Genomic DNA, 25,679 nt, shown 5'->3' with positions numbered 1-25,679 from the left:
AATGATTGTTCTACCTGCCATCGATATTGTGGACGGTCGCGCTGTGCGCCTGCATCAAGGTGAAGCTGGAACCGAGACGTTCTACGGTGATCCAGCACAGATTGCCGCCGATTTTGCGGCTAAAGGCGCGCAGTGGATCCACATGGTTGATTTGGATGCCGCGTTTGGCCGCGGGTCTAATGCGGAACTCGCGCGCGAAATCGCCGGGAGTGTGGATATTAACATTGAGCTTTCGGGCGGTATTCGTGACGATGAGTCGCTTAACCGGGCGCTTCAGGCCGGAGCAAGACGCGTGAACCTCGGCACCGCAGCAATCGAAAACACCGAGTGGACCAAGCGCGTTATTGGTGAGTACGGCGATCGCATCGCGGTAGGATTGGACGTTCGTGGTACTACGCTTGCAACCCGCGGGTGGACCAAGCAGGGTGGTGATCTGTTCGAGATGATTGAACTTTTGGACCGCGCTGGTTGCGAGCGCTACGTGGTTACCGACGTTGCCAAGGACGGTACGCTCACTGGACCTAACATTGAGCTTTTAAAACAGGTGTGTGCACATACCGATGCGGCGGTAATCGCTTCGGGCGGCGTGTCTAAGCTGGATGACATTCGCGCGCTTTTGCCCCTTCAAGATGAGGGCGTGGAGGGCGTGATCGTTGGTAAAGCCATATATTCCGGCGCCTTCACCTTGGAACAGGCCCTGGAGGTCGCAGGTGCCTAAGCACTCATTCGAGAGCCTGCAGGCAAGGCTAAACCAGTCGGTTGACGCCAGCGAGGCCGGCCAAACCCTTCCACAAACAGCGGCTGCTTTGACGCTTCAAGATCCGGCGCAGCGCCTGGTGACCTTAGTAGAGGCTTTAGAAAATGAGCGTCTGCTTGTGCCCGCGGTAGTGGAAGGCGGAGCATGTGAGGAAGGTGAGGTCTCGGTTACGCAAACGAAGCAGGGGCCTGCTGTTGTTGCTTTTACCAGCGCTGATGCTATGAACGAGTGGGATGCGGGTGCAAGACCGGTACCCATGCCTGCTCGCCGGGTAGCTATGCTGGCGGTTGCCCAAACCTCGGGGCGCCTCGTGATTGACAAGGGCCGATCTGACATACGTATTCCGCGGCCGGCCACGGTGGCTTTGGCACACGGGGATAGATGGCTTCCTGCCTGGCAGGATGGCGAGCTGCTCGAAGAGCTTGCCGGCCGCCTTACACCACGCATTGCATTTGTAAAGCCGTTACCCAGTGCGGGTGCCACCTTGCGCCTCGCAGTTGGTATCTTGCAGGGTGCATCTAAAGAGAGTCTGACTCGTGATTTACAACAGATTGCGGCTACGCCCAGGTTGCGTCCGGCAGCAGAACTGGTGGAAATAGTACCAACCGTCGTGGCGCAGGCGTGACGGACTCCATACCGGCAGTTCGCTATTAGCGCGGCAAATTTGTTAAACTAACTGTTGATTGTTGAGCGAGAGTCTCAACCAGTAGGCGTTCAGATGAATGCCAACAGCAAGCGGAGTGATCCCACCTGGGTTCCAACCTCTTCGAGGGTAAGCCTTACGGCCACCGGAACCGGGTAAATACTACGGCGGTTTAGCCGTTATTTTCGGGGTCTTCGTGTGCTGACGGCGCGAAGGCCCTCTTCGTGTCACCAGGGAACTATTGAAGGAGCAACTTATCAACGAGCCTCGTGTTAATGACCGAATCCGAGTCCCAGAGGTACGCCTCGTGGGACCTGAAGGAGAACAGGTCGGCGTCGTGCGTGTGGCTGACGCCCTCCGGTTAGCTGAAGAGGCGGGCCTTGACCTAGTTGAGGTTGCCCCGAATGCGCGTCCACCGGTTGCGAAGCTGATGGACTTTGGCAAGTACAAGTACGAACTTGCGCAAAAGGCACGTGAGTCTCGTCGAAACCAGGCAAACACGGTTTTGAAGGAAATCCGTTTCCGCCTAAAGATCGACGATCACGATTACGAGACCAAGAAGGGTCACGTTGAGCGGTTCCTGGGTGGTGGTGACAAGGTCAAGGTCATGATCATGTTCCGTGGCCGCGAGCAGTCTCGCCCGGAAATGGGTATTCGTTTGCTTGAGCGTTTGGCTGAGGATGTTGCTGAACTTGGCGTGGTCGAGTCTAAACCCCGTCAGGATGGTCGCAACATGACGATGGTTCTCGCACCAACTCGCAAGAAGTCTGAGGCAAAGAGCGAACAGCGTCGCCGTCGTGAAGCTGAGCGCCAAGCAAAGCGGGATCGCCAAGCTGAGAGATCAGCAAAGTCTGGCAGCTAGAGCCCCCGCGTTTGACTAGTAGAAAAAGGAAGAAACATGGCGAAGATGAAGACGCACTCCGGTGCGAAGAAGCGTTTCCGCGTTACGGGAAGCGGAAAGCTTATGCGTGAGAGGGCCGGTAAGCGTCACCTCCTGGAGCACAAGCCTTCTACCCGCACCCGTCGCCTATCGCGCGACCAGGTAGTTGCAAAAGCAGATGAGAAGAACGTTCGCCGCCTACTGGGTATGTAACCCGCGGTTTTAGATTTAACAGGAGACTTTCATGGCACGAGTTAAAAGGTCTGTAAACGCTCGTAAGAAGCGTCGCACTACCCTTGAGCGCGCATCCGGCTACCGCGGTCAGCGCTCCCGCCTTTACCGTAAGGCTAAGGAGCAGGTTACCCACTCAATGGTGTACTCCTACCGCGACCGTCGCGCTCGCAAGCGTGACTTCCGTCGCCTCTGGATCCAGCGCATCAACGCTGCGGTCCGTGAGAACGGTATGACGTACAACCGCTTCATCCAGGGTCTTAACCTGGCTGGCGTAGAGGTTGACCGCAAGATGCTTGCTGACCTAGCTGTTTCGGATCCGAAGGCGTTCACCGCCCTCGTTGAGACCGCGAAGGCCGCTCTTCCGGCAGACGTTAACGCTCCGAAGAACTAAACATGTCGGCTGATTTTCAGCCACGTTCCAAACGCCCGGCTTTGCTGGACAATCCGAATGCTGATCGCATTCGTAAGGTTGCAGCATTGGCCGGGCGTTCGGCACGTAGGCGTAGTGGGGAAGTTCTTGTAGAGGGGCCGCAAGCGGTGCGCGAGGCCGTGCGGTTTTGCGGCAAAGACCTGGTGGATGTCTATATTTCGCAAGAGGTGGAGCAGCGCGATCCGCAGCTTCTGCGTGACGCGTTAAAGGCAACCCGTTGGGTTCACCCGATGACGGAGCAGGTAGCCAAGGCTATGTCCCCTTCGGCGCAGGGTGTTGCCGCCGTGGTAAAGGATTTTCGCACCGATGGTCTGCCCAAGGTTGATTGGGATTTCGTCGTGATCATGGGCCAGACTCAAGATCCGGGTAATGCGGGTAACATCATTCGTGCGGCGGACGCGGCTGGGGCAGATGCCGTGATCGCATGTTCAGGCACGGTTGACGTTTCATCTCCAAAAGTTGTGCGCGCTTCGGCCGGCTCTGTTTTTCATTTGCCTTCGATTGTGAACGTTGGTTTCGATGAGGTCACGGAGTGGGTGAAGTCCCGCAAAATGTCTTTGGTGGCTGCGGACGGGTACGGTAGCGTGAACTTGTTTGATGCTCAAGATGGCATGGAATCGCTAGATCTTGCCGCGCCCACTGCCTGGGTATTTGGTAACGAGGCGCATGGTTTCGCTCAACTCGATGAGACCGTTTTTGATCACTCTGTGTCGATTCCGCTGGGCGGGCATGCCGAGTCATTGAATGTCTCAGCCGCCGCCGCAATTTGTCTGTTTGCGACCGCAAAGGCGCGCCATAGAATGCGGGTATGAGTAGCGAAGGACAATTGATCGCGCGGATGCGCGAGGTGCTCCCCGAAGGGACGCGAACGATGCTCGGTTCAGGTGATGACTGCGCATTGGTTGAGGCACCGGAGGGGAGTTTTCTCGTCACTACAGACGCTCTCGTGGAGGGGCAGCATTTTCGACGTGATTGGTCTACTCCTCGTGAGATTGGGGCGCGGGCTGCGGTCCAAAATCTCGCCGATATCGCAGCGTGCGGAGGCCGGGCCTCAGGCCTCGTAGTCGCAATGGTTATCCCTCCTGGAAGCGATGAGGATTGGATCCTCGAGGTTGTTTCGGGCTTCGGTAGTGAGGTAGCGAAAACTGGTGCAGGAGTTATCGGAGGAGATATCACGAGCGGGAGAGATTTCACGCTGGCGGTTACTGCATTTGGTTATTGTGACCGCCTCGTGACGCGCGCACAAGCAAAGCCGGGTGATGTAATCGCTTACGCGGGCGATATTGGGGTTAGTGGCGTTGGATTGGCGTTGCTACAAAACCATGTGGTAAACCCCGCCCTCCGCGGCGCAGAAACGCTTGGGTTCTATCATTATCCGCTCTCGTTCTATCGGGTTCCTAAGGTTCCGCTCCAGGCGGGACCTGTAGCTGCTAACGCGGGCGCAACTGCAATGATCGATGTTTCAGATGGTCTTGGTATTGACCTGTCGCGGATTGCGAAAGCATCGAAAGTTTCAATGCGATTGTCTAGGTCACTTTTGAAAAATATTGTCGATGAACACCAACCGTGGCTCGATGTTGCTTTAAAACAGCTGGACGTGGGGCAACTTAATACTTGGGAACTGGTCGAGAAGATAGGACTGTTCAACCGCGGAGAGGATCACGCGCTGCTGGCCACGTTCCCGTCGGATATAAACGTGCCGCCCCCGTTCAGGATTATCGGTGACGTGACCGGCGGGGAAGTAGGAACGGTCACTCTTGATGACGAGCCGTATCCGGTTGGTGGATGGGATCACTTGCAAAGATGATGTATTTGCTCCTAATCATCATGCAGAGCAAGTACGGTGGTCAGTTCCTGAAGTGCCAGTGCCAGTGTTTTCACGTTCACGTTTTAAGTTGAATAACCACCTAAGGTGGTTATTCAACTTAAAGTCCAGTAGGGGCTAGGAAGCTTCTCTTGGAATGGTACGCTTCCAAACTTTCGCGAAAATCTCTTCGTCGCCGTCGTAACATTTGACGTCTGATTCAGTATAGAAATTGGCGTCGTCACAAGTAATACGGGTATCGGCTTCCACCCGCGCTTGCCAGTCAAGTTCTGGGCGTTCTAGCTTGATCCGCCACTGTGACTCTGTACGTGCCGTGGTGGGGTCATCCCACTGTATCCAATATCGTTCTACTGAGTCCTCGTCAAAGTGCAACCCGTCAGGGTAAATGCGGGTACCGCCATATGCGGGATCCACTTGCAGTAGGGTAGTTTTTGCAACTACATCGGTGCAGATAAGCCGTTCTGGCCTGCGCGATCCGGCCAGTCCAGCTTCCGGATATTTCACGTCCAATGGCACGGGTTGCGCTGCCTCGTCGAAATGAATAGCGGCATCAAGGTTCGCGCGTTCGCTACCAGCAGCGGGGATCGGCCGGACAGGTAGCTCGATATGAGAACCGGTTAGATCGAGGGTTATCACACCCGAATCGGGTTGTGGCCAGATCCACGGCCAGTACGCGTTAGAGATTGCAATGCGCAGGACGTGGCCAGCCGCAAAGTGATATCCAATTCCAGTCATCGCGAATTCCACGTCCACCCATTCATCCGCGGGCATTGGAACTGCCTTGTCACGGCCTTCGCGTGAGCTAAGGTTCAGTGCTCCACGAGTTACCAGCGTTGATTCACCCGCGGGTGAGACGTCGTTCAAACGCGCGTATAGTTGCCCCCTGCTAGCTGGGGTTTTCACACGCATTTTTAACTTCGCATTTCCCAAGATCTCGAACGATTCAGTTACTTCGAAGTCGACCGTTACCGATCTGCCATCATCAGCTCGCTGGTCTACAGGTAGATCAGCTGCATTTCCAAAGGGGAAATACCTTCCTGCAGCTTGTCCCGTATCATGAGGAGAATCAACGAGAACATGACCAGCATTAGTTTTTACCGTGTTTATACAGCCTTTTTCGAAGTTGAGAGTGGTTGGCACGATGTTTGGGGACGGCCAACTGGTTTCAGCAACCCAACGTCCGGGCATTTCATCGTAGACGGAACGAGGTGGAATCGGATCTGTTATCCAAGTACGCAACAACGGCTCATTAACCACATCATTGGGCTTTTCTTTTAACCAGTGATCCCACCAGCGTAGGGTCTCGTTTAGAAAATCTATATGTGGTCCGGGACGTAGATCACGATCGGGATACTGGTGAGACCAAGGCCCGAGTAGCCCTTTAACATTTTTGTCAAGCGCTGAAAGGTGTTCGCAAAGACGCAATACGGTGTCGCGATACGGGTCGTACCAACCACCTACAGCCATAACAGCAGCATTTATTTGGGAGTAGTCTTCGCATACGGAGCCGTGCTCCCAATAGGAGTCTCTTCTTTGGTGACTCAGCCACGTGTCGATGTATGGCTCCATTCGGTTTAGTCGATACTCCCACTTCTCTCGCCACTTTTCACCCCAAACACGTTTGTCTAAGGGGCGTGACTCGAAGGCCAACATGGTGGCAGCCCATGCGTGCATGTCAACACCCAGCATCGACCCACCAAGGTAGTGCACGTCGTTGTCGTAACGATCGTCTGTTGAGCAGGTGGTGACAATTGCTTTCAACGGTTCTGGGTGTAGTGCAGCCAGCTGAAGCGAGTTGAAACCGCCCCAGGAAATGCCGAACATTCCCACATTGCCTGTGCACCAATCCTGTTGTGCGATCCAGTTGATCACTTCAACGCCGTCGGCGTGTTCTTGCGGGCTGTACTCGTCTCCCGGTACGCCTTCGGAGTTGCCGTGGCCCCGAATATCGACTCGGATCGAAGCATAGCCATGCCCGGCGTAGAAAGGGTGCCGTTCGTAATCGCGTGGGGCTGTCCAGTCTCCGGCCCTGTATGGTAGATATTCCAAAATGGCAGGTACTGGATGATTGGTCTGTGGCATCCAACGCTTCATCCAAAGTTTTGTTCCATCAGATAAGGGGATCCACTCTTCTATCACTTCGTGTTCAAAGGGGAACTGCTCAATGTATTTCATGTTTGAGTCGCCTCCTAGACAACGTTCTTCATACGTTTACGCATCCACGGTGTTAGAGCCATAAGTAGTATTGCGTAAACCACGATGATGATTCCTTGAATACCGAAATAAAATGCGGCATTTTCGTATGTAAAGAATTTAACGATTTGTGCCTGGATACCCTGCGCTAGCGCCATTGCGGCAAACCAAAGTGCCATAGTTTGAGAGGCAAATGCGCGCGGTGCGAGCTTCGTGGTTGCGGACATCCCGGAGGTCTGCAAGATCAAATCTCCAAGCCCGAGGAAAACATAGCAAGAGACCATCCAAATGCTCGACATAAGGGCGCCACGCGGGGTTAAGGTTTGACCGAGTGTGACCATTAGAAATGCGACACCACCCAGCATCGTACCCATGCCGACTTTCGAAGCCACATGAGGCTGCCGTTTGCCAAGTTTTACCCAGATCCAGGCAAGAACAGGTCCCATTATGATCTCGACGATCGCAGTTAAAGATATGTACCAGGTGGATGGGTAGGAAAAACTTCCGATCGTGTTTGAGGTTTGTTCCAGGGCCAGGAAATTCAAAGTGTTCCCTGTCTGGAAGTACGTGAGGTTGTATGCCACAAGGGCGATAAGCAACAAGGAAAAAGGCAAAAGATTGCGTTTTTCCGTAGGGGTAACAGAATCCGAACGTCCCATCCAGATAATAAAAGCAAAAGGAACTAACGCAGAAACTCCGGTCACCAGGTTCACCAGCGTTCCCAAAGTGGCATCGGTGGCGAAGAAAAAAACGAGGCCAATTACAATTGCTGTTGTGGCAGCCGCGGTGGTTTTCCAAAAATTTGCATCAAATTCGAAGGAGTTTTGGATTCGTTGTGATCTTTCCTTCCCAGCAAACGAGGAACGTCCGCGGATAAAGAAAAATATTCCGATAATCATCCCCACTGCGGCCGCTGCGAATCCGAGGTGCCAGTGGTAGGTTTGGCCAAGAAAGCCAGCAACGAGTGGGCCCAAGAAAGCGCCGATGTTGATTCCGGAATAATAGATTGAAAACCCTGCGTCGCGCCGTCTATCGCCTTGCTCGTATAGCTCTCCGACCATTGTCGAGACATTTGGCTTCAATAGGCCCGTACCGAGAATAATTAGAGCTAAACCGACCCAGGTTGCGAACTCTCGGGGGATTCCCATAAAAATGTGTCCGCTGGCAATAAGGACGGAACCCCATAGAACGGAGCGATACGTACCGACAACTCGGTCCGCTATCCAAGCACCGACGAGGGCCAACAAATAAACTAGAGCACCGTATGCTGCTACCACAGAAGATGCGGTTTGCTGATCGTAGCCTAGTCCTCCTGAGGCTATAGCGTCGGCGAAGTAGAGAGCCAAGATAGCTTGGAAACCTAAATATGAGAAACGTTCCCACAGCTCCAGATTGAAAAGTGCTGCCAATCCACGAGGATGGCCAAAAAATGACGTGTCGGCGCGAACATTTCGGTCTTGTTTGCGCGCTTCAGAAATAGACGTGGAAGGGGAGACCATCGAATTAGAGTTCTGGTCAGACATAAATATTCCTTAATTCCCATAGAGAATACGCGAGGGAGCACGCGCGAAATGACGGATTAGTGTGCCAAATATCCTCCTAATCTTGGGATCATCATTCGCCAGGATAACAAACTAGCTCGTTGCGTCAACAGCTAAGATGTTGCCGTCTTGTTAAGGAATTCAAGATGAGCAGGGCCTGGCGGTATAAAAAAATTCGCCCTCTTTCGAGGGCGAACACAGTAAGAGTGGTAGGTTATATAGCGCGGGTAACGCGCTCGCTCTTGATGCAGGTGGTGCATACGTTGAGGCGCTTAGGGGTGCCATTAACGACTGCACGCACACGCTGAATGTTGGGGTTCCAACGACGGTTGGTTCGCACGTGGGAGTGCGAAACGCTCTTGCCGAAGCCGGGTCCCTTGCCACACACGTCGCACTTAGAAGCCACGGTCTATCTCCGATTCCTAGTAAAGTCTCATACAACTGTTCATTTCTGAACACTGCTGGGGCACGCAGGTACGCGCACCTCAGGCAACCTGTTTAGACTATCGAAATGAAGGCCCCTTTGCCAACTATCGGGGCGTGTTTTTGTGTCTAGTGGACCACAGTATGGGCTTTGCTGGCAGTTAGACTCCCTCATTTAGTCCGTGTCTTATGAGACCATTTGTCTATGACCAGCCAGTATCGTTCCGCACTGAGCGGGGAAGACATTGTTCAGTTTATCGACCGTTGCGGCGAGGCGCTTGATGCCCTCGCCCCATTCTTGGATGACTTGAATGCTCTGGGCGGGTCAGATTTTGATACGGGAGCTAACGCGGCTCGTTCGTTCGCCGCGGTAAAACGGTTAATGCAACGCTCTGGCGAAGAGGTAGATTCGGCGTCCACGTTCTTACAGGCACTAACGGTGTATGCACGGGCGGGATCCGCGGGCCATGTGGGCATACTGATAACGAGCATTATTGCGGCATTGTCATCGGCTACCTCGGCAAACGAGGTAAGACCGATTGATATGCGCGCATTCCTCGCGTCTCTTCCAAACGCGCTGGAGGATGCTTTTTCAACGCCTGCCGCAGAGCTAATGGAGATGGCTACGGCGGCACGAGCGGTGGCGTTGGATACGCCGGATCCGATTGACGCGGCGCACATGATGGTTGGCCGCGCATCGATGGTGGTCCAGGATGCGCTAATAGAGGCTACTAGCGGGTGGATAAACCCGGGTGCGTGCGTGTTCGCTGTGATGATTTCGGCGCTGCATTCGGTCTACGAGAACTCTCTTGCTCCACTTGAGGTAGCGCGTGACATGATGCGTTCGCTCGCGCAGTCGGCGAAGATCTCAAAACGGAGCGAGGCTCCGCATGAGGGGGCGCAGTTCTCCGTTGATTTTCACGTAGATTGCATGGCGGAGGACCTTGCGGAGTTCCGGGCGAGTCTGGATGAGCGGGGCTATCGGTATTCGATGCAGGGTAGCGTGGATCAGCTTGGAATGGGTACGTGGCGTTTCCACATTGACACATCCGACCCCGCCGCGGTTTTACCCAAGGTTGGGTGGACGCGCCATATCGTAGTTAAGGATGCCCGCTATGGGGAGTTGATTGGATATGACGAACTGGCCGTGCAAGAAGAAGAGTCGGGCGTTTTGTATCTTTCTCGCCCCACGTGGCAGCGCCCCGAAACTGTGCTCGTAATTGCTCTGTTGCGTAATGAGCATTTCTTGGAGGAGGTTGCCTCTACTGGAGCGCACGTGATTTTGAATCCGATTCGTCAGGACGCGGTTTTGATTTCTGAGCTCATGCTGTCAGCTCCCTCCCGGGTAAGCCTTGTGGTGGCAGGTGATGAGGACGCCGCTGAGGTTGCGATGCGCGCGAAAAGGCTTGCTCTAAAATCTGCCGAAGTTTTTGTGGTGAGTGATACGCCGCCTTATTCGGACGTGGCGGTAAGCGTACTTGCGGGGAAGGCAGCGCCCATATTCATGCCGCAGGTGGGGGATCGAACGGCCAAGATCACTCGCGATCTGCTCGAGTCAGCAGCGAGGGCTGCGAAGGCACGCGTTGCGGTCCTAGAGGAAGTGGACCCACAAACGGTGTCATTCTCTCTTAAGCAATTGGTTGGTTACGGGCTGGAACGAGTTGTGATGATCGCGCCTGAACCGGACATGCTTCTTCGACATTCTATTGAGATGGCGCTAGATGATCGCGGCGCTACGCAGTACGTGGAGTATGCGCGTGATAATCGCACCCAGGTGGTGTTGGTAAATCGATGAGTGCTTCCGTTCCTAGCAAGCCGCAGTTACTTGATTCGCCGTTGGATCGTCTGCTCGGGCCGCGCACGGCTAAGAAGATTGCCTCCCTAGGGCTGGAAACGGCGTCAGATTTGCTCATGTTCTTCCCGCGGCGCTACGGGCATTGGGGCAAGCTAACTCCTCTCGCAGCGATTCATGAGGGAGAGGACGTGACGTTGCTCGCGCAGGTGGAGTCTGCGCAGATGGTGCGCAACCGCAATGGGGGAGTGCGTCTATCAGTTGAACTTACGGACGGCTACAAGAGTATCAACGCAACTTTTTTTGCCCGCCATCCGGGCGCGCTGTCGGTGCATGAGAGGATGCTTACTCCCGGGTCGTCGCATTTATTTGCGGGAAAGGTATCTTCCTATCGCGGTCGCCTGCAGTTGACCCATCCTGATTTTGAGCGGTTTGAGCAGGGTGATGCGAAGGATCGCGTGGATCGTCCGATCCCGATTTACTCGGCTAACTCGAAGTGTCCAAGCTGGCTGACATCCAAGTCCGCGAAGATTATTGCGGCGATGTTGAAGCCCGGTGATGTCCTCGATCCGATTCCGCCAAAACTGCGCGAAGATCGCGACCTCATGACGTACGTTGAGGCGCTGAGGCAGTTACATGATCCACAATCTGATGAGGAAATTGCGCGTGCCAAACTAACCGTTAGATGGGCCGAAGCCCTCACTTTGCAAACGGCGTTGCTTCGCCGTCGTGCCCGCAGTAAAGATGCTACGGCGCCTCGCATAGAAGCGGGGGAAGCATTTGCTACTGCAAAGGCTGCGCTACCGTTCACCTTGACAGCCGGCCAGGAAGAGGTCTTGGGACAAATCCTGTCAGATATGGCGGGTGAGCATCCCATGCAAAAGTTACTGCAGGCCGATGTCGGTGCGGGTAAGACGGTGGTAGCTGGCCTTGCGATGACGGCTACCGTGGACGCGGGGTATCAGGCAGCCTTACTGGCTCCCACGGAGGTGCTTGCAGCTCAACACGCGGTGTCGCTTTCAAGAATGCTGCCCGTCCCGGTGGAGCTCCTTACGGGTTCGTCTAAGTCCAAACATCGTGGTGATGTATCTGTACTCGCATCTTCGGGCCAGCCGGCGGTTTTCGTTGGCACGCACGCGCTGATTCAGGATTCGCTCCAGTTTTCTAATCTGGGGCTTGTGGTGGTGGATGAGCAGCATCGCTTCGGGGTTGCTCAACGCGATCGACTTCGCGAAGGTGGTCAAATAGCTCCACACATGCTAACCATGACGGCTACGCCTATTCCGCGCACAATCGCAATGACGGTTTTTGGGGATCTAGATGCGATCACTATTCGCGAGCTACCGAAGGGCCGCAAAGAGGTTCAAACCTTCCTCGTTGATGCGGCGAATGACGCTTGGAACAAGCGTATGTGGGAGAGAGCCAAAGAAGAAGTTGTGGCCGGCGGCCGCGTGTTTGTGGTGGCTCCTCGAATAGATTCGGCCGATGGTGATGATTCGCAGTTGGCCAACGTGATGGATAGCCGCGAGATGCTGGCCAACCTTCCGCAGTTAGGGGGTATTGAGGTTGGGTTGCTGCACGGGCGCATGAGCGTAGAAGAGAAGGCTGAGGCAATCGATCGGTTTGATGATGGAACCACCCCTATCTTGGTAACAACAACGGTTATCGAGGTAGGTGTAGATATTTCTGCCGCCTCAATGATGGTTATTTTGGATGCGCAACAGTTTGGTCTATCTCAGTTGCACCAGTTGCGAGGACGAGTTGGTCGCGGTGGTCAGCAGGCGATCTGCATGGCCCACCACCGAACGGGACTTGCCCCAGAGTCGATGAAGCGTTTGGAGGCGTTTGCTTCCACTACGGATGGGTTCGCGTTAGCGGAGACAGATTTGAGGCTGCGTAGGGAAGGTAACGTGCTGGGCGAGAGCCAGTCGGGCGCGCGCACTTCGTTGAAGGCCTTGCGTGTCACGCGCGACGGGGCGATTATTGAAGCCGCTCGCAAGTACGCGGAAACGCTGTTGGAAGAAGACATGTCCCTAAGCACCTACCCGCAGCTACTGCAGGCGGCGAACCGGATGGACCAGGCAGTCCAGTGGATGGAACGATCATGATATCGCGTAGGCTTTACGTATGACACGGATTGTTTCAGGAACGTTTGGCGGGCGCAGGCTGGAGGTGCCTGCAGCCGGTACGCGACCAACGTCTGAGCGGGTAAGAGAGGCTCTATTCTCGCGTTTAGAGAGTTGGGGAGAGGTTCGCGGAGCCAGAGTGCTGGACCTCTTTGCCGGTTCGGGTGCACTGGGGTTTGAGGCGCTTTCGCGAGGAGCAGCCAGCGCCACGTTGGTAGATAACTCGACGGGTGCCCTAAAGGTTTTGCGCTCCAACGTGAGCAAAAACGGTTTCCCCAATGTGCGGGTGGTTCGAGCTGACGCAGCGAAGTTTGAGAGCATTCACTCTTTTAGCCTGGCATTCCTAGACCCTCCTTACGATATTGATATGGGCCTGCTACGCAACGTGCTTGAACATATAGAGAAATTCTTAGAGGAAGACGCTCTTGTAGTAGTCGAACTGTCAGCCCGCACCCCCGAACCGCAGTGGCCATCTTCGTACCAGCGTGAGTCGAGTAAGAAATGGGGCGAAACCATGGTGTGGTTCCTAACTTTTTCGCGGCAAACCGGTAGCGTGGAGGCATGATACGCGCAGTATTTCCAGGCTCCTTTGACCCGTTCACAAACGGTCACCTCGACATTGTTAAAAGGTGCGTGAAGCTCTTTGACGAAGTAATCGTTGGAGTGGGAGACAACCTGTCTAAAAAGTACTGGTTTTCAATCGAGGAACGCGTGGAGCTTGCTAAACAAAGCACGGCGGGGATGCCCGGTGTGCAAGTTAAAGCTCTTGACGGACTGTTGGCCAAGTGGTGCGTTGAAAATGACGCGAACGTGATCGTGAAGGGGCTTCGCTCCGCGGTTGATGCGGGATTTGAGCTTCCCCAGGCTACGATTAACCGCGAGCTAGGCGATATTGAGACTATTCTGCTTGCTACCAACCCGGCGCTTGCTCACATTTCTTCTACGATTGTTAAGGAAGTTGCGGCTAACGGTGGTGATGTTTCGTCTATGGTTAGTGCAGGCGTGAAAGAAACATTGGATATTAAGATTCGTGGCTAAGGGGGCCAAATCATGAGCGATATTTACTCGGATGATCTGCAGGGCGCGCAGGCGGGGGAGCCTATTGATGACGTGTACGGCCCTTCCACGGTGATCGTTGCTCTTGACCAGATTGAGGATCTAGTTGAGATTGCGCGCGCATTGCCTATGAGTGCTTCAGTGCTCGTTAACAAGGCTGAGGTGCTTGACTTGCTGGAGCAGGCCCGTCAGGCACTGCCCGATGATTTGGTTGCGGCGGATGCGGTGGTTGCAGATGCGGATGCGGTAATGGGGCGCGCGGATTCGGCCGCCGAATCCACTATTAATGAGGCAAATGCCAGGGCTGACGGCATTGTTGAGGACGCCCGCAAAAAGGCTGATGATTTGGCGCAGCGTTCGCGTGAGGACGCCGAGGCCGTTCGTGAGCGTGCCGCGGCAGAGGCTGAGCGCCTGGTTACAAATGCCAAGGAGCAGGCCCAGCAGATAGTTGAGCAGGCGCACGCGGAGGCCGAGGGGTTGATCGCGCAGGAGAACATCTCGGTTCAGGCTCGCGAGCGCGCTGAGGAAATCGTTAGCTCGGCACATCAAAAGGCCATGGAGCTTGCTGAGGACGCCGATCAGTATTGCGCGGATTCGTTGGAGACGCTCGCAATCGCGATTGATCGTATTGCACACCAGACTCATGCCGGCCAGGATGCAATCGAGTCTCGTCAAGAGGCCCGTCGCGCCGGGCGTTAAAATGTTTTCCTGCGTAGCCCTGTGCGAGGGGCGCACTAGCTATTTGTAGATACTTTTCTTGGAGGGATTAGCGATGGCTGATCGCCAGTTTAATGGCGCGATCTTGGATATTCGCACGCTCCCCGCGGAGCCGAATCAGGAGCGTAGCTTTCACCTTGATCTGGTGGCGCCCCAGGACCTTGGCACGGTTGTGATGGAGGTGGTTCCAGGCTCTGTTGTGAGCGTGGATATTACGCTTCGTTCCCTCGTTGAAGGTGTGCTGTTTGAAGGGCGCGCTGATTCGCAGGTGCGTTCGGAGTGCGTGCGTTGCCTCGAGCCGATTGAGGGCGTGGAAATTACGGAAGTATCGCAAATGTTCTTCACTGCTGAAGCTATCGCGCGTATGCGAGAGGAACATGGTGAAGAGGGAGTTGAAGACCTCGAGGTTTTGGACGGTGACGAGATCGCGCTTGAGCCGATTTTTAGGGATGCGATTGTGACGAGCTTCCCGTTCCAGCCTTTGTGCAAGCCTGACTGCAAGGGACTTTGCGATGTGTGTGGCAAGAAGTGGGAGGATTTGCCGAGCGACCACATGCACGAGGTGATTGATCCGCGTTTCGCCAAGCTTGCGGCGTTGCTCGAGCAAGATGAAAAGTGAGTAAACAACAATCACGAGACGCCAGTGGGCCGGCAGGTGATCCTCTAGATCTCTTGGGACGCTGGCGAATTCAGCTGGATCCTGAACTTTTAATACTTGCTTTGACGCATCGTTCGTTTGCGTATGAGCAGGGCGATTTGCCGCACAATGAGCGGCTGGAGTTTCTTGGTGACTCGGTTTTGTCGATCATCGTGACGGAGCATCTTTTCATTAAGTTCCCCACGTGCACTGAGGCCCAGTTGTCGCGGATGAGGGGCGCTATAGTTTCGCAGGTGACGCTCGCTAAAGTGGGGCGAAGCATCGGCCTGGGAGATTATATTTTGCTTGGAAAGGGCGAGAACTTAACGGGTGGGCGTGATCGTGATTCCATTCTTTGTGACACGGTCGAGGCTTTAATTGGAGCGACCTACATTTCGCATGGCCTAGAGCCCACGCGAAGGGTTGTTGAGGAACATTTGCGTCCCTTCTTGGAGGATGCGGTTGAGCTTGGGCGTTCGTCTGATTACAAGACCACGCTCCAGGAGTACACGGCGCAGGCGGGCCTTGGCGAGCCAATGTATGAAACGACGAGCCGTGGCCCAGATCATGCGCGTATTTTCAGCGCGACCGTTTCGATTGGCGGCGTTGTGATGGGCGAGGGGGAAGGCACGTCGAAGAAAACCGCGAACTCGAGCGCCGCAAAGGCAGCTTATTTCCACTTGCGTGAGGACGACCCGAAAAGCGCAGAATAGCTGGAGTGAACAATGCCTGAACTTCCCGAGGTAGAGACTATCCGCATGGGTTTAGCTCCCCATATCGTGGGGCAGACGGCTACGGGCGTAACCGTTTGGGGTGAGCGTACGGCACGTAACCAGCCGGGCGGGCCCGCGGCGCTGGAAGACGCTATCCGAGGCAGACGAGTGGAGGCTCTGGCGCGCCGAGGCAAATTTTTGTGGGCGGAGTTAGATAGTGGCCGTGGCCTCGTGTTTCACCTGGGCATGTCCGGGCAGCTTCGGCTGAGTGATGGTGACCTTCCACGTTTTCGCCATGAGCATGCCAGAATCGTTTTGAGCAATGGCCAGGTGCTTTCGTTTGTAGATCAGCGCACCTTCGGGCGAATTGAGGTGTGTGATTGCGTTCCTACTTTGGACGGAGCTGTCGCTGGTCAAGGCGCCACTTTGGATGCGATTCCGCAGTCCGCGGCGCACATTGCGCGTGATCCGCTAGATCCGGTGTTTGATCCTGACCAGGTAGTGCAAAAGATACGCGCGTCAAGAAGCGCGGTTAAAAACCTGCTTTTGCATCAAGAGATAGTGTCTGGCATAGGTAATATTTATGCGGACGAGGCTCTGTTTCTAGCTGGCGTGCACGGCCAGCGAATGGGTAAGAACGTCCGTGTCTACGAGGTTCATCAGATTTTAGAAGCGGCCCGGGCTGTTATGCGCAGGTCGATTAAAGCTGGAGGCACCTCTTTCGATGAACTGTATGTGAATACGGTTGGCGAGCCGGGTTATTTCGCCCGCTATTTAGCGGTTTATGGACGCGCTGGGCAGGCTTGTATTAACTGCGGTACGCCTATCGCTAGGGTCAGTATTAGTGGCCGTTCACATCATTATTGCCCCGTGTGCCAGCCTCGCTCTGGCCGGCGTAAGCGAGGGGTGTCCAAAGGATAACCGGTGCTGAGAAACTATATAGCTTCGCATATAATTATTCCGTGGCTATAAAGAATTCCAGTACTGACTCAAATATTCGCGTAATGGTTGTGGATGACCATGAGATTGTCCGCTACGGCATTATAGAACTCGTCGGCCGTACCGAAGGATTTGAGGTAGTTGCGGAAGCCGGCAGTGTACACGACGCCATAACCCGGGCAGACTTGACCACTCCCGATGTGATGTTGGTCGATTTGCAGCTACCTGATGGCACGGGTATAGACATCATGAATCACGTGCGTAAATCGCTTCCCGATACGAAATGTATAGTTCTTACTTCTTTTGATGACGATGACGCGCTTGCGGAGTCTTGTAAGGCCGGAGCCAAGGCATTCATTCTTAAGACTGTCCACGGCGCGGAAATAAGCCGCGTTATCCGTCTTGTACATGATGGCAAGGTGTTGCTGGACGAGAAGACAATCACCCGTCGGGCAGGCGACCAGGATGATGTGATGGCCGCTTTGACGCCCGCGGAGCGACGAATCGTGGGACTCATCTCAAAGGGCATGTCTAATGCTGAGATCGCTGAGACACTAGGAATCTCTGAAAAGACGGTGAAGAACCACATCACGTCACTTCTTTCTAAGATGGGACTGAAGAGGCGCACTCAAGTTATGGCATGGGCCGCGGGGCAGCAGTCAGCTCCGTGGCGGGGTCAGTCGTAGCTCTAAGCTCTGTCCGCTTCGAAGTCGAGCAGCAGCGTTACGCGATCGGTAGTTCGCATTTTAGGGTGGTGCCCTTGTCGGTGCGTTTATCGATGCTCATTGTGCCGCCGTGTTTTTTCACGCGCTTGTCTAGATTAGCGAGCCCCGAGTTGCGGGTCCTATTCGGATCGATCCCAATCCCGTCGTCCTCGATTTCAATATCGATCTGCGGTTCACCTTGAGTTTTTAGGTCGATATTAACGGTCACTACATCTGCTTGCGCGTGTCTGGCGACGTTGGAGAGGCCTTCGCGAACGAAGGCGGTAATATCGCTGGCTAGCTCATCGCCGAATAGGGATAGGGCCTGTTCTACGACTGGATCTTGCACGTCAGTTACCGCGCGGCCGTCGATATTCAGAAGGCAAGAGGGGGCGAAGCCGAGCGATCTTCTTGCCGCCGAAGTCACCTGGCAGATTCGCTCAAAGACGTTTGTTCCTTCAACATCATCCTTGAGGTTTTGCACGATTGACCGAACCTGTACAACGGAGTTGTCGATGGCGTCGAGGGCTCCATCTAGGTATTGTTTGGCGTCATCTGGCGCATTGATTTTCTCAAGTTCGTTCTTAGCGGCAGTTATTTGAATGCCGGCGGCAAAAAGCTCCTGAATAGCGAAGTCATGCAGGTCAGCGCTGATGCGTTCACGCTCGTTAGCAAGCGCGGTCATTTCGATGATGTGTCGCGCCTCGAATATTTCTAGGCCGAATGCCGCTTGCAGTGAGACGCTTTCAGCAAAACGAAGGTCGGGCATATCGAAGGGCATGGCGCCTTTTTTGCGAAGTAGCACGAGCACGCCAACTGCTTCATTGCGGTTCATGAGGGGCGCGTATAGGGCGGGGCCGAAGTGTCGCAGGGGAGCGAGCTTAACGTTGAGAGCAGAATCGAACGACTCAACGATCATGCCCGCCTTCTCCGAGATCACAAAGAGGGCGCGCCCTCCTTCTGGGAAGACGGCGCCCAGCAGCTCTTCGGCCATATGTCCACTGGCAAATTCGCACGCCCAAGTGCCCGCCACAGATGGGAGGATCACCAAAACGGTGTCCACCTGCAACCCATTTTTGATAGCGCTAACTACGGGCTCTAGCCCCTCATCATCTGTTGCATCGAAGAGAGCTTGGGTTACTCCTTGGCTGGTTTCTATCCACTGCTCGTCTTGACTTACGCGCCTGGAAAGTTCAGAAACTTCTACTTCAAGGCTGATCATTTTCGCAAAGTGAGTGGCGATGCGCAGGTCGTATTCGCTGTAAGGATCAGATTTGTCGAAAACCACGAGGCGGCCAAGCAGTTGCCCGCGCTGTAGTACGGGTACTCCAACGGCCCTCTTAATGTCAAAAGTGATACCGGCCTGGAGAACTTGCGGGCTGATCTCATTGAGAACAACGGGGGAGTTCGGATGAATGTTCGCGGCTATGAGTCGCAAAAACGTTTTTGCGGGGACGTCCATGTTCTCGAACCGGTCGTTATTTGAAATGAGAAGCGAGGGAGCTCCCCACACGTCTTGGATAACGAACAGTCCCTGGGGAGATTGCGTGAGGTCGCATACTTCGTGGACGAGTGCTTCGAGTGTGGCTTTGAGCTCGGGGTCGGCTTTAAGGGATGAGTTTGCGCTCACCATCGCCCCGGGGGAATCCGCTTGGAAAAGATCAAACATAGCGACTTCCTCTAGTTGGAGATTTCCAGACTGCCTTCGCGTGTAAGCGCCCAGCGGTAAGCGTTGTTGCCCGCGACGAGCTCGGCATGCGTGCCACGTGCGGTTATGGTCGCTGGCTCTCCTTCATTTGCGGAGATAACCATTGCCTGCTGGGCGTGATCTAGAGGAGTTAGACGGTGTGTCACTACTAAAACGCCCAGGTCTTGGCTTTCCCCATCTACGGTCAAAAGGTCGCGGATGAGTCTGTCGGCAGTCCGGTTGTCAACGTGTTCGCCCGGCTCATCAATAAGCAGGAGAGGAGCTGGTGCGGCAAGGGCCCGCGCAAGTAGCAGGCGTCGCCTTTCACCTCCAGAAACGGTGGTGCCGCCAGAGCCGAGGATGGTTTCCAGTCCTTCTGGTAGATTGGTCCTCCATTCGTGTAGGCCCGAGCGGTCTAGGAGCGCGATCACGTCATCTTCGGTCAACGAGGGGTTAGCTACGCGCAGGTTTTCCAGTACTGAGGTTGCGAAGATGTGTGCGTCCTCAGCGGTTAGGGAGACTCGCTTACCCACTTCTGCGCGGTCGGCACCGTAGATGTCCACGCCATTTAAGGTTACGCGTCCAGCCTTTGGTTCAAGCATGCCGGCCAGAGTGAATAAAATAGTGGATTTCCCAATGCCCGACGGGCCTACGAGTGCCAGGTGAGAGCCGGGTTTTAGCTCGAGGTTTATGTCGGTTGCAACAATCGGACCGCCCGGCCATCCTACGGAGAGATTTTCCGCCTTCAACACTGGGCCTTTTGCTTTCGGAATGTCCACTCGTCTTGGCATCTCGTCGGTGTTGAGGATTTCGTCGATGCGGGTAGCCGCGCGTGCGGAGCGGATAAGTTGAACGGCTGCAGGGCCAAGTTCGGCGGTTCCTTCAAAGGACGATAGCGGCGTGAGTACAAGCACGGCAAGCGCAACGGCGGAGACGAGGCCGGCGTGCACTTCTGGGATGCCAAGCGCTATTGCTCCGGCCACGGCAAGGCCCATGGCTATTGCGTCGATGGCGGCAGCGAATGCTGCGGGACGCGCGGCCTGATCTTTGGCCAAGGTAAGGTCGTTTTGGGTTTTGCGAATGGCGTCGCGAACGCCTTGCATTTTTCCGGATACGGCAAGTTCAGCGTAGTGGTCGGTGAGGGTCAGGGCCTCACTGGCTAATTCGGTTCGGGCCTTTTCTTCGGCAAGCTGCGCGATTCTGGCGGACCGGGCGGTGAGGAGGGGACCAACTACACCTGATAGGAGTAGGCAGACGGCTAACACTAGCGCTACGGGAAGTGACAGGAACGCAATGCCTATCACGGTACCGATGCCTGCTACTGCCGCGATCCAAGCGGGGAGTACCGATTTTACAAGCAGGTCGCCCAAGGCGTCCACGTCGGCTCCGGTGCGCTCTAAGAGGTCACCTCGTTTCAGTTTGGTGATGGCATCGGTTTTGCGCGTGGAGAGCGTGCGGTAGACATTTTCGCGAAGATCTGCGATGCCATAGATTGCAACGGTATGTGATGCGAGGCGTTGTACGTAGCGCAAAACTGCCTTGGATACGCCAAAGAAGCGTACGCCGACGGTGGCCACGGTGAGGAAGAGGACGGGTGGCATTTGTGAAGCGCGAGCGATGAGCCACGCAGATGTGGCTCCCAGGCCGATGGTGGCGCCAAGTCCGAGTGCGCCGAGTAGTACAGCGAGGGCAAATTGCGCCTTGTTTACCTGCAGCATGGGCATGAGTCGCTTGAGTGCGGCGCGTTCTGGCTTGGTAATGAAGAGTCTCATCGGGTTTCCTCCAACAGTCGGGGCTGTTCGGTAAGGAAGAACTGTTCAATAGTCTTTTCCGCAAGCTGTGGGTAGTCCAGAATCTCCTGTTCGGTGGCGGGGCCTGATTCGATTTGGACGATGGAGTCGGCTGCATCAACTACGGCTTTGCGGTGCGCGATGACGATAACGGTTCGTCCCATGTCGCGAAGGCGAATCATTGTGTCGATGACCTGTGATTCGGTGAGGGCGTCCAGGTGCGCGGTTGGCTCGTCGAGTATTACCCAGGGAGTTTGTTCCAGAAGGGCGCGAGTTAGGGCAAGGCGCTGGCGTTGCCCAACCGATAGTCCGATGCCTCCTTGACCAATCGGGGTGTCCCATTTGGCCGGGAGTTTTTCCACGACTTCAAGAAAACCGGTTGCGCGCGCTGCTTCTTCAAGTTTGTCTTGTGAGACGTCAAGACCGAAGGATATGTTTTCTCGGATAGTTCCCGGCAGTATGGCGGGTGCTTGGGGAACCCACGTGTGTTGCCGCCACCAGGAAGACGGATCGATTTCGGCTAGGTCAATTCCGCCCACTAACACGCGTCCGCGAGTTGGTTTGAGCAACCCTAGAAGAACCATAACGGTCGTAGTTTTGCCGGCGCCTGACGGGCCTACGAGGGCAGTGATCTTCCCTCTTTGGATGGATGCTTTAAGTCCGGCGGGAGCCCATGCGCCGCGTGCGGCGACGTGGAGATCTTCAATCTGAACGAGGTCCTGGGCAAGGTTTGGTGCCTCGGTGCTACCCTCCGCTTGAACGGGCTCTTCGAGAATCTCGAAGGCGGCGTTTGCCGCGGCTACACCGTCTGCCGAGTTATGGAACTGCTTGCCAACTTCGCGCAGGGGCAGGTACACCTCGGGGGCAAGCATAATTACGATCAATCCGGCGTATAGAGAAATGTTGCCGTAAACCAGGCGCATGCCAACCTCAACGGCAACAAGTGCGACGGACAGGGTGGCGATGAACTCCAAGATTGCGCCAGAGAGGAATGCAACGCGAAGGGTTTGCATGGAGGTTTTCGCGTGGGTTTGTCCCAGCTGATGCACGTGTTTGTTAGGCGCTTTCTCGCGACCGAGGGCTTTTAGGGTGGCGAGGCCGGCGATGAGGTCAAGAAGCTGGGACCCAAGCCGCTCCATGGTCTTCAGTTTCTGGTCGGAATACTCCTGGGTGAGTTTGCCGACCAAGATCATGAAGATAGGGATAAGAGGGATGGTGAGTACTGCGATGAGGGCGGAGAGGAAGTCGTAGTAAAGCATGACGGCTAGAGCCACGGGAGTTACCGTCATAGTCATGAGTAGTTGCGGTAGATAGGACACGAAGTATGGTCCTAGGTCATCTAGGCCGCGGGTTATGAGCGTGATTGTGTCGGTGCCTTTGCGGGCTAGCCAGCGGGGGCCGAGCTTGGTGACGTGGTCAAGCACCTGCTCGCGAAGTTCAATAATGGCGTCATTTGCTGCGCGGTGTGCACGTGAGTTTAGAAGATAGACCAGGCCGGCTCGCACGGTCACGATTACCAGCAACGTAATCACCCACGGGAAGACGTCCGTAAGGGTTTTGCCTTCGGAAATAACGGGGGAGATGGCCGAGGATATTGAAATTGCCTGTGCAAGTACGAGGACTGCCGTGAGCGTGCCAAAAATAGTAATGAAGATGATGTATTTCTTGGCCGCTGCCGCGTATGTCAGCAATCGTTTATCCAGGGGTTTCACGCTTACCCGTCCTGCACTTTCATACGGATTCAAGTGGAATACACATCTTATATTAGAGATGCGGGGCTGACCGTGCATTGGTCAGCCCCGCATCTTGGTGCTTCATCTAGCCTTTGAGGAAGTTCGCTCCAACGCGGATCTGCTTGGGTAGTAGACCCTGGTTCTCTGCGACGTCATCAGGCGAGACGCGCTTGCGGAATACCCAGTAGGAGTATGCCGTGTATGCGAGGACGATCGGTACCATCACGATCGCTACGGTCAGCATCACAACGAGCGTCGAGTGTGAGGACGACGCTTGCGCGATGGTGAGAGAGTATGCCGGGTCGATGCTGGACTTCATCACGTTCGGTGCCATTGCAACGAAGATGAAGGAGACAGCGCCGGCAATTCCAACCGAGGACGCGAGGAACGAGCCCATCGAATTGTTGAGCGCCTTCTGCGATAGTGCGGCGGACACGATGAGGGCGATTGCGGCAACCACGAGTGGTAGCCACGCCCAGACGGATCCGGCGTAGGCGATTACTGCCCACAGTGCCCAGATCGCGGTAACGCCAGCGGCAATGATCGAAAGCTTGGAGGACAGAGCCTCCGCGCGGTCGTGCACCGGGCCAGCAGTCTTGAGCGACAGGAACTGTGCGCCCTGGGAGAGGGCGAGGAGCAGAACAGCTGCACCACCAAGGAGTGTGAACACCGTGAGGAGCGAGAAGAAACCGCCCGTCAGGTGGTGTACGGAGTGTACGAGCACATCATCGGTGATTGGGGGCGTCACGGCCTCAAGGGTCATCGGGTCTACGACCTCGATCTTCATGCCCTGTACGAGGTTTGCAAATGCAACGCCGAAAAGTAGGGGAACGCCGAAACCTGCAACCGTGTGGATGGTGTCCCAGGTGGAGCGCCATTTAACGGAGTCAATCATCTTGCGCCACTCGATCGCTGCGATACGCAGGATGAGGAGCACAAGGATGAGGAACAGTGCTAGGTACATGCCGGAGAACATGGTGGCGTACCACTCTGGGAATGCTGCGAAGGTTGCGCCACCTGCGGTGAGGAGCCAAACTTCGTTGCCGTCCCAGTGAGGGCCAATGGTCTTCACAGCTTGGGAGCGTTCTTCGTCGTTCTTAGCGACGAACGGGAGGAGGGCACCAACGCCAAGGTCGAAGCCTTCCAGAATCAGGTAGCCGGTCCAGAGGACGGCGATGAGAATGAACCAAACGATACTGAGCCAACTCATTGTTTATACCAACCTTCCTCAGTATCCGAACGACAGGTGCGTGTCGGGGGTTACTTCATTCGTCTTCGAGTAGGGCACATGCATGCCTTCGCGTACCCAGCGACGCAACAGGAGGAACCAGATGACGCCGAGCCCGCCGTATAGGAGGGTGAACAGCACCGTGGTTACCAGCACCTGTCCCGCCGGGACCGTACCCGATGCGGCGAACTCAGTGAGCTGGAGAACACCACCAACTGGATCTTGGTTCAGCGCGCCAGCAATGTTCGGGTATACCACCCATGGCTGGCGGCCAATTTCGGTGAAGATCCAACCTGCGGATGCGCCGATGAACGGCCAGGGCAGGCAGAAGAGGGCGAAGTTAGCCATCCACTTGGAACGGGCGAGCTTATCGCCGCGGTACCAGTAGAGGATTCCTAGGCCCAGCAGCATCGAAATGAGGCCAAGCGTAACCATGATGCGGAAGGAGTAGAACACTGGCATCGATGGTGGGCGGAAGTCGTACTGCGATGCATCACCGTAGCGCGAAGTGAACGACTCGTTGGCGTTAAGCATCTCGACCATACGGTCTTGGATGTCGCGCACGCCTTCTACTTCAGCGTTGAAGGAGTTGTGCGACAGGAACGATGCGAGTCCAGGAACCGTGATGAAGCGGGTCATATCGCCAGAATCGTCGAGGGGGCATTCGCCAAAGCCCGCGACGGTGAAGGCGGCGCCTTCGGTATCCATACAGATGCCTTCAGCAACAGCCATCTTCATTGGCTGGAGTTTGACCATTTCTACGCCCTGGAAGTGGCCGGTTGCTACGGTGCCAAGGCCAGCGATGATGAGGGCCCAAGCGCCGAACTTAGCGATCGGCTTCCAGATTTCGCGTGCTTCGCGTTCGCCGTGCTCCCCAGCATTTGCGCAGCGCACTGTCCACCACACTGCGATACCGGCAACGAAGGTGCCAGCTACGAACAGGGAGGTGAAGAGGACGTGTGTGAATCCAAGGAATAGCACGGGGTTGGAGATGACCTTGAAGAAGCCGCCGGCTCCGTCAAGTTCTGCGCGGCCGGTGGCCGGGTTGTAGAAGGCACCTACAGGATGCTGCATCCAAGAGTTTGCAGCAAGGATCCATACGGCTGAAAGCGTGGAGCCAATGGCTACAAGCCAGATGGCAACGAGGTGCATCCGCTTTGAGATGCGGCCCCAGCCGAAGATCCATAGGCCAAGGAAGGTCGATTCCATAAAGAATGCGAGCAGTGCTTCAACTGCTAGCGGTGCGCCGAAGATGTCGCCAACGAAGCGGGAGTATTCGGACCAGTTCATGCCGAACTGGAACTCCTGCACGATGCCGGTGGCGACGCCTAGCGCGAAGTTAATAAGGAACAGTTTTCCGAAGAATCGCGTTGCCTGCAGCCAGACCTCATTACCGCTTCTGTGCCACTTGGTTTGCATGATTGCAACCAGGAGACCCAGGCCAATGGTTAGGGGTACCTGTAGGAAGTGGTAGACAGTTGTGATTGCAAACTGCCACCGCGCCAGAAACACTGCGTCGAGTGCTGCTGGGAGGACGGTCATGTTTCCGCCTTTCCGAGTTGATAGGTAAATGAGGTCGGCGATTTTCGACGACCCCTCTTAGACACCACTTTATGCATGAATACAAGGTG

Annotated in this window: 24 protein-coding genes; 16 read left to right on the top strand and 8 right to left on the bottom strand. The window is 55.3% G+C overall.

Annotated features, from left to right (window positions below; all coding sequences use genetic code 11):
* The first annotated feature begins 1 nt into the window (after position 1).
* From priA to thiL, 7 genes are all read left to right on the top strand, one after another.
* Complete coding sequence (gene priA / locus HMPREF2891_RS02035) at positions 2-718, top strand: bifunctional 1-(5-phosphoribosyl)-5-((5-phosphoribosylamino)methylideneamino)imidazole-4-carboxamide isomerase/phosphoribosylanthranilate isomerase PriA (protein WP_070663721.1); 717 nt, start codon at positions 2-4, stop codon at positions 716-718.
* Complete coding sequence (locus HMPREF2891_RS02030) at positions 711-1,382, top strand: SseB family protein (RefSeq protein WP_070619859.1); 672 nt, start codon at positions 711-713, stop codon at positions 1,380-1,382. Before priA ends, HMPREF2891_RS02030 begins: the two co-directional genes overlap by 8 nt.
* Positions 1,383-1,641: 259 nt before the next feature.
* Positions 1,642-2,262 carry a translation initiation factor IF-3 gene (gene infC / locus HMPREF2891_RS02025; protein WP_070663720.1) on the top strand — a complete coding sequence of 207 codons (621 nt, stop codon included), beginning with the start codon at positions 1,642-1,644 and terminating at the stop codon, positions 2,260-2,262.
* Positions 2,263-2,298: 36 nt separating this feature from the next.
* Positions 2,299-2,493 carry a 50S ribosomal protein L35 gene (rpmI, locus tag HMPREF2891_RS02020; protein WP_034510310.1) on the top strand — a complete coding sequence of 65 codons (195 nt, stop codon included), beginning with the start codon at positions 2,299-2,301 and terminating at the stop codon, positions 2,491-2,493.
* 31 nt (positions 2,494-2,524) lie between these two features.
* Positions 2,525-2,905 (top strand): 50S ribosomal protein L20, encoded by a 381-nt coding sequence (rplT, locus tag HMPREF2891_RS02015; protein WP_034510308.1) that lies wholly within the window; start codon positions 2,525-2,527, stop codon positions 2,903-2,905.
* A 2-nt stretch (positions 2,906-2,907) separates the two neighbouring features.
* Positions 2,908-3,756: a TrmH family RNA methyltransferase gene (locus HMPREF2891_RS02010; protein ID WP_070663719.1), complete on the top strand. Its 849-nt coding sequence runs from the start codon at positions 2,908-2,910 to the stop codon at positions 3,754-3,756.
* Positions 3,753-4,751, top strand: coding sequence for a thiamine-phosphate kinase (thiL, locus tag HMPREF2891_RS02005; RefSeq protein ID WP_070663718.1), 999 nt, complete (start codon positions 3,753-3,755; stop codon positions 4,749-4,751). The genes HMPREF2891_RS02010 and thiL overlap by 4 nt, the downstream gene beginning before the upstream one ends.
* Positions 4,752-4,886: 135 nt before the next feature.
* Here thiL and HMPREF2891_RS02000 read toward each other — a convergent pair whose 3' ends face one another.
* The 3 genes from HMPREF2891_RS02000 to rpmB all read right to left on the bottom strand — a co-directional run bounded on the left by HMPREF2891_RS02000 (position 4,887) and on the right by rpmB (position 8,909).
* Positions 4,887-6,944: a CocE/NonD family hydrolase gene (locus tag HMPREF2891_RS02000; RefSeq protein ID WP_070663717.1), complete on the bottom strand. Its 2,058-nt coding sequence runs from the start codon at positions 6,942-6,944 to the stop codon at positions 4,887-4,889.
* Positions 6,945-6,958: 14 nt separating this feature from the next.
* Positions 6,959-8,485 (bottom strand): peptide MFS transporter, encoded by a 1,527-nt coding sequence (locus HMPREF2891_RS01995; protein WP_083311191.1) that lies wholly within the window; start codon positions 8,483-8,485, stop codon positions 6,959-6,961.
* A gap of 232 nt (positions 8,486-8,717) precedes the next feature.
* Positions 8,718-8,909, bottom strand: a complete 192-nt coding sequence (gene rpmB / locus HMPREF2891_RS09340; RefSeq protein WP_072341093.1) for a 50S ribosomal protein L28 — start codon at positions 8,907-8,909, stop codon at positions 8,718-8,720.
* 222 nt (positions 8,910-9,131) lie between these two features.
* Between rpmB and HMPREF2891_RS01990 the strand changes: the two genes are divergently transcribed.
* The 9 genes from HMPREF2891_RS01990 (at position 9,132) to HMPREF2891_RS01950 (ending at position 17,592) form a co-directional block, all read left to right on the top strand.
* Entirely contained in the window at positions 9,132-10,721 is a 1,590-nt protein-coding gene (locus HMPREF2891_RS01990) for a hypothetical protein (protein WP_070619871.1), read from the top strand.
* Positions 10,718-12,826 carry an ATP-dependent DNA helicase RecG gene (locus HMPREF2891_RS01985; protein ID WP_070619874.1) on the top strand — a complete coding sequence of 703 codons (2,109 nt, stop codon included), beginning with the start codon at positions 10,718-10,720 and terminating at the stop codon, positions 12,824-12,826. Before HMPREF2891_RS01990 ends, HMPREF2891_RS01985 begins: the two co-directional genes overlap by 4 nt.
* Positions 12,827-12,845: 19 nt before the next feature.
* The gene (gene rsmD, locus HMPREF2891_RS01980) at positions 12,846-13,409 is read left to right on the top strand and encodes a 16S rRNA (guanine(966)-N(2))-methyltransferase RsmD (RefSeq protein WP_070619877.1); all 564 of its coding nucleotides are present in this window, start codon (positions 12,846-12,848) and stop codon (positions 13,407-13,409) included.
* Entirely contained in the window at positions 13,406-13,882 is a 477-nt protein-coding gene (gene coaD, locus HMPREF2891_RS01975) for a pantetheine-phosphate adenylyltransferase (RefSeq protein ID WP_070619880.1), read from the top strand. Before rsmD ends, coaD begins: the two co-directional genes overlap by 4 nt.
* Before the next feature lie 12 nt (positions 13,883-13,894).
* Positions 13,895-14,599: a hypothetical protein gene (locus HMPREF2891_RS01970; RefSeq protein WP_070663716.1), complete on the top strand. Its 705-nt coding sequence runs from the start codon at positions 13,895-13,897 to the stop codon at positions 14,597-14,599.
* A 73-nt stretch (positions 14,600-14,672) separates the two neighbouring features.
* A complete protein-coding gene (locus HMPREF2891_RS01965; protein ID WP_083309399.1) occupies positions 14,673-15,236 on the top strand; it encodes a YceD family protein in 564 nt (187 codons plus the stop codon).
* On the top strand, positions 15,233-15,967 hold the full coding sequence (rnc, locus tag HMPREF2891_RS01960) for a ribonuclease III (protein WP_070619885.1): 735 nt from the start codon (positions 15,233-15,235) through the stop codon (positions 15,965-15,967). The genes HMPREF2891_RS01965 and rnc overlap by 4 nt, the downstream gene beginning before the upstream one ends.
* A gap of 12 nt (positions 15,968-15,979) precedes the next feature.
* Positions 15,980-16,888 (top strand): bifunctional DNA-formamidopyrimidine glycosylase/DNA-(apurinic or apyrimidinic site) lyase, encoded by a 909-nt coding sequence (gene mutM, locus HMPREF2891_RS01955; RefSeq protein ID WP_070619888.1) that lies wholly within the window; start codon positions 15,980-15,982, stop codon positions 16,886-16,888.
* Between the two features lie 83 nt (positions 16,889-16,971).
* A complete protein-coding gene (locus HMPREF2891_RS01950; protein WP_070619891.1) occupies positions 16,972-17,592 on the top strand; it encodes a response regulator in 621 nt (206 codons plus the stop codon).
* Positions 17,593-17,629: 37 nt separating this feature from the next.
* On the opposite strand, the gene HMPREF2891_RS01945 is transcribed toward HMPREF2891_RS01950, so the two are convergent.
* The 5 genes from HMPREF2891_RS01945 to HMPREF2891_RS01925 form a co-directional block, all read right to left on the bottom strand.
* Positions 17,630-19,279, bottom strand: coding sequence for a sensor histidine kinase (locus HMPREF2891_RS01945; RefSeq protein WP_070619894.1), 1,650 nt, complete (start codon positions 19,277-19,279; stop codon positions 17,630-17,632).
* Positions 19,280-19,290: 11 nt separating this feature from the next.
* The gene (cydC, locus tag HMPREF2891_RS01940) at positions 19,291-21,069 is read right to left on the bottom strand and encodes a thiol reductant ABC exporter subunit CydC (protein WP_070619897.1); all 1,779 of its coding nucleotides are present in this window, start codon (positions 21,067-21,069) and stop codon (positions 19,291-19,293) included.
* Positions 21,066-22,778: a thiol reductant ABC exporter subunit CydD gene (gene cydD, locus HMPREF2891_RS01935; RefSeq protein WP_261666827.1), complete on the bottom strand. Its 1,713-nt coding sequence runs from the start codon at positions 22,776-22,778 to the stop codon at positions 21,066-21,068. Before cydD ends, cydC begins: the two co-directional genes overlap by 4 nt.
* A 127-nt stretch (positions 22,779-22,905) precedes the next feature.
* On the bottom strand, positions 22,906-24,030 hold the full coding sequence (cydB, locus tag HMPREF2891_RS01930) for a cytochrome d ubiquinol oxidase subunit II (RefSeq protein ID WP_070619902.1): 1,125 nt from the start codon (positions 24,028-24,030) through the stop codon (positions 22,906-22,908).
* Between the two features lie 18 nt (positions 24,031-24,048).
* A complete protein-coding gene (locus HMPREF2891_RS01925) occupies positions 24,049-25,590 on the bottom strand; it encodes a cytochrome ubiquinol oxidase subunit I (RefSeq protein ID WP_070663714.1) in 1,542 nt (513 codons plus the stop codon).
* Positions 25,591-25,679: the final 89 nt, after the last annotated feature.

Source organism: Actinomyces sp. HMSC065F11, from assembly GCF_001813085.1.
In the GTDB taxonomy this organism is placed as follows: domain Bacteria; phylum Actinomycetota; class Actinomycetes; order Actinomycetales; family Actinomycetaceae; genus Gleimia; species Gleimia europaea.
The sequence above is the reverse complement of the archived record's forward strand: the minus strand, read 5'-3'. Positions and strand labels throughout refer to the sequence as shown.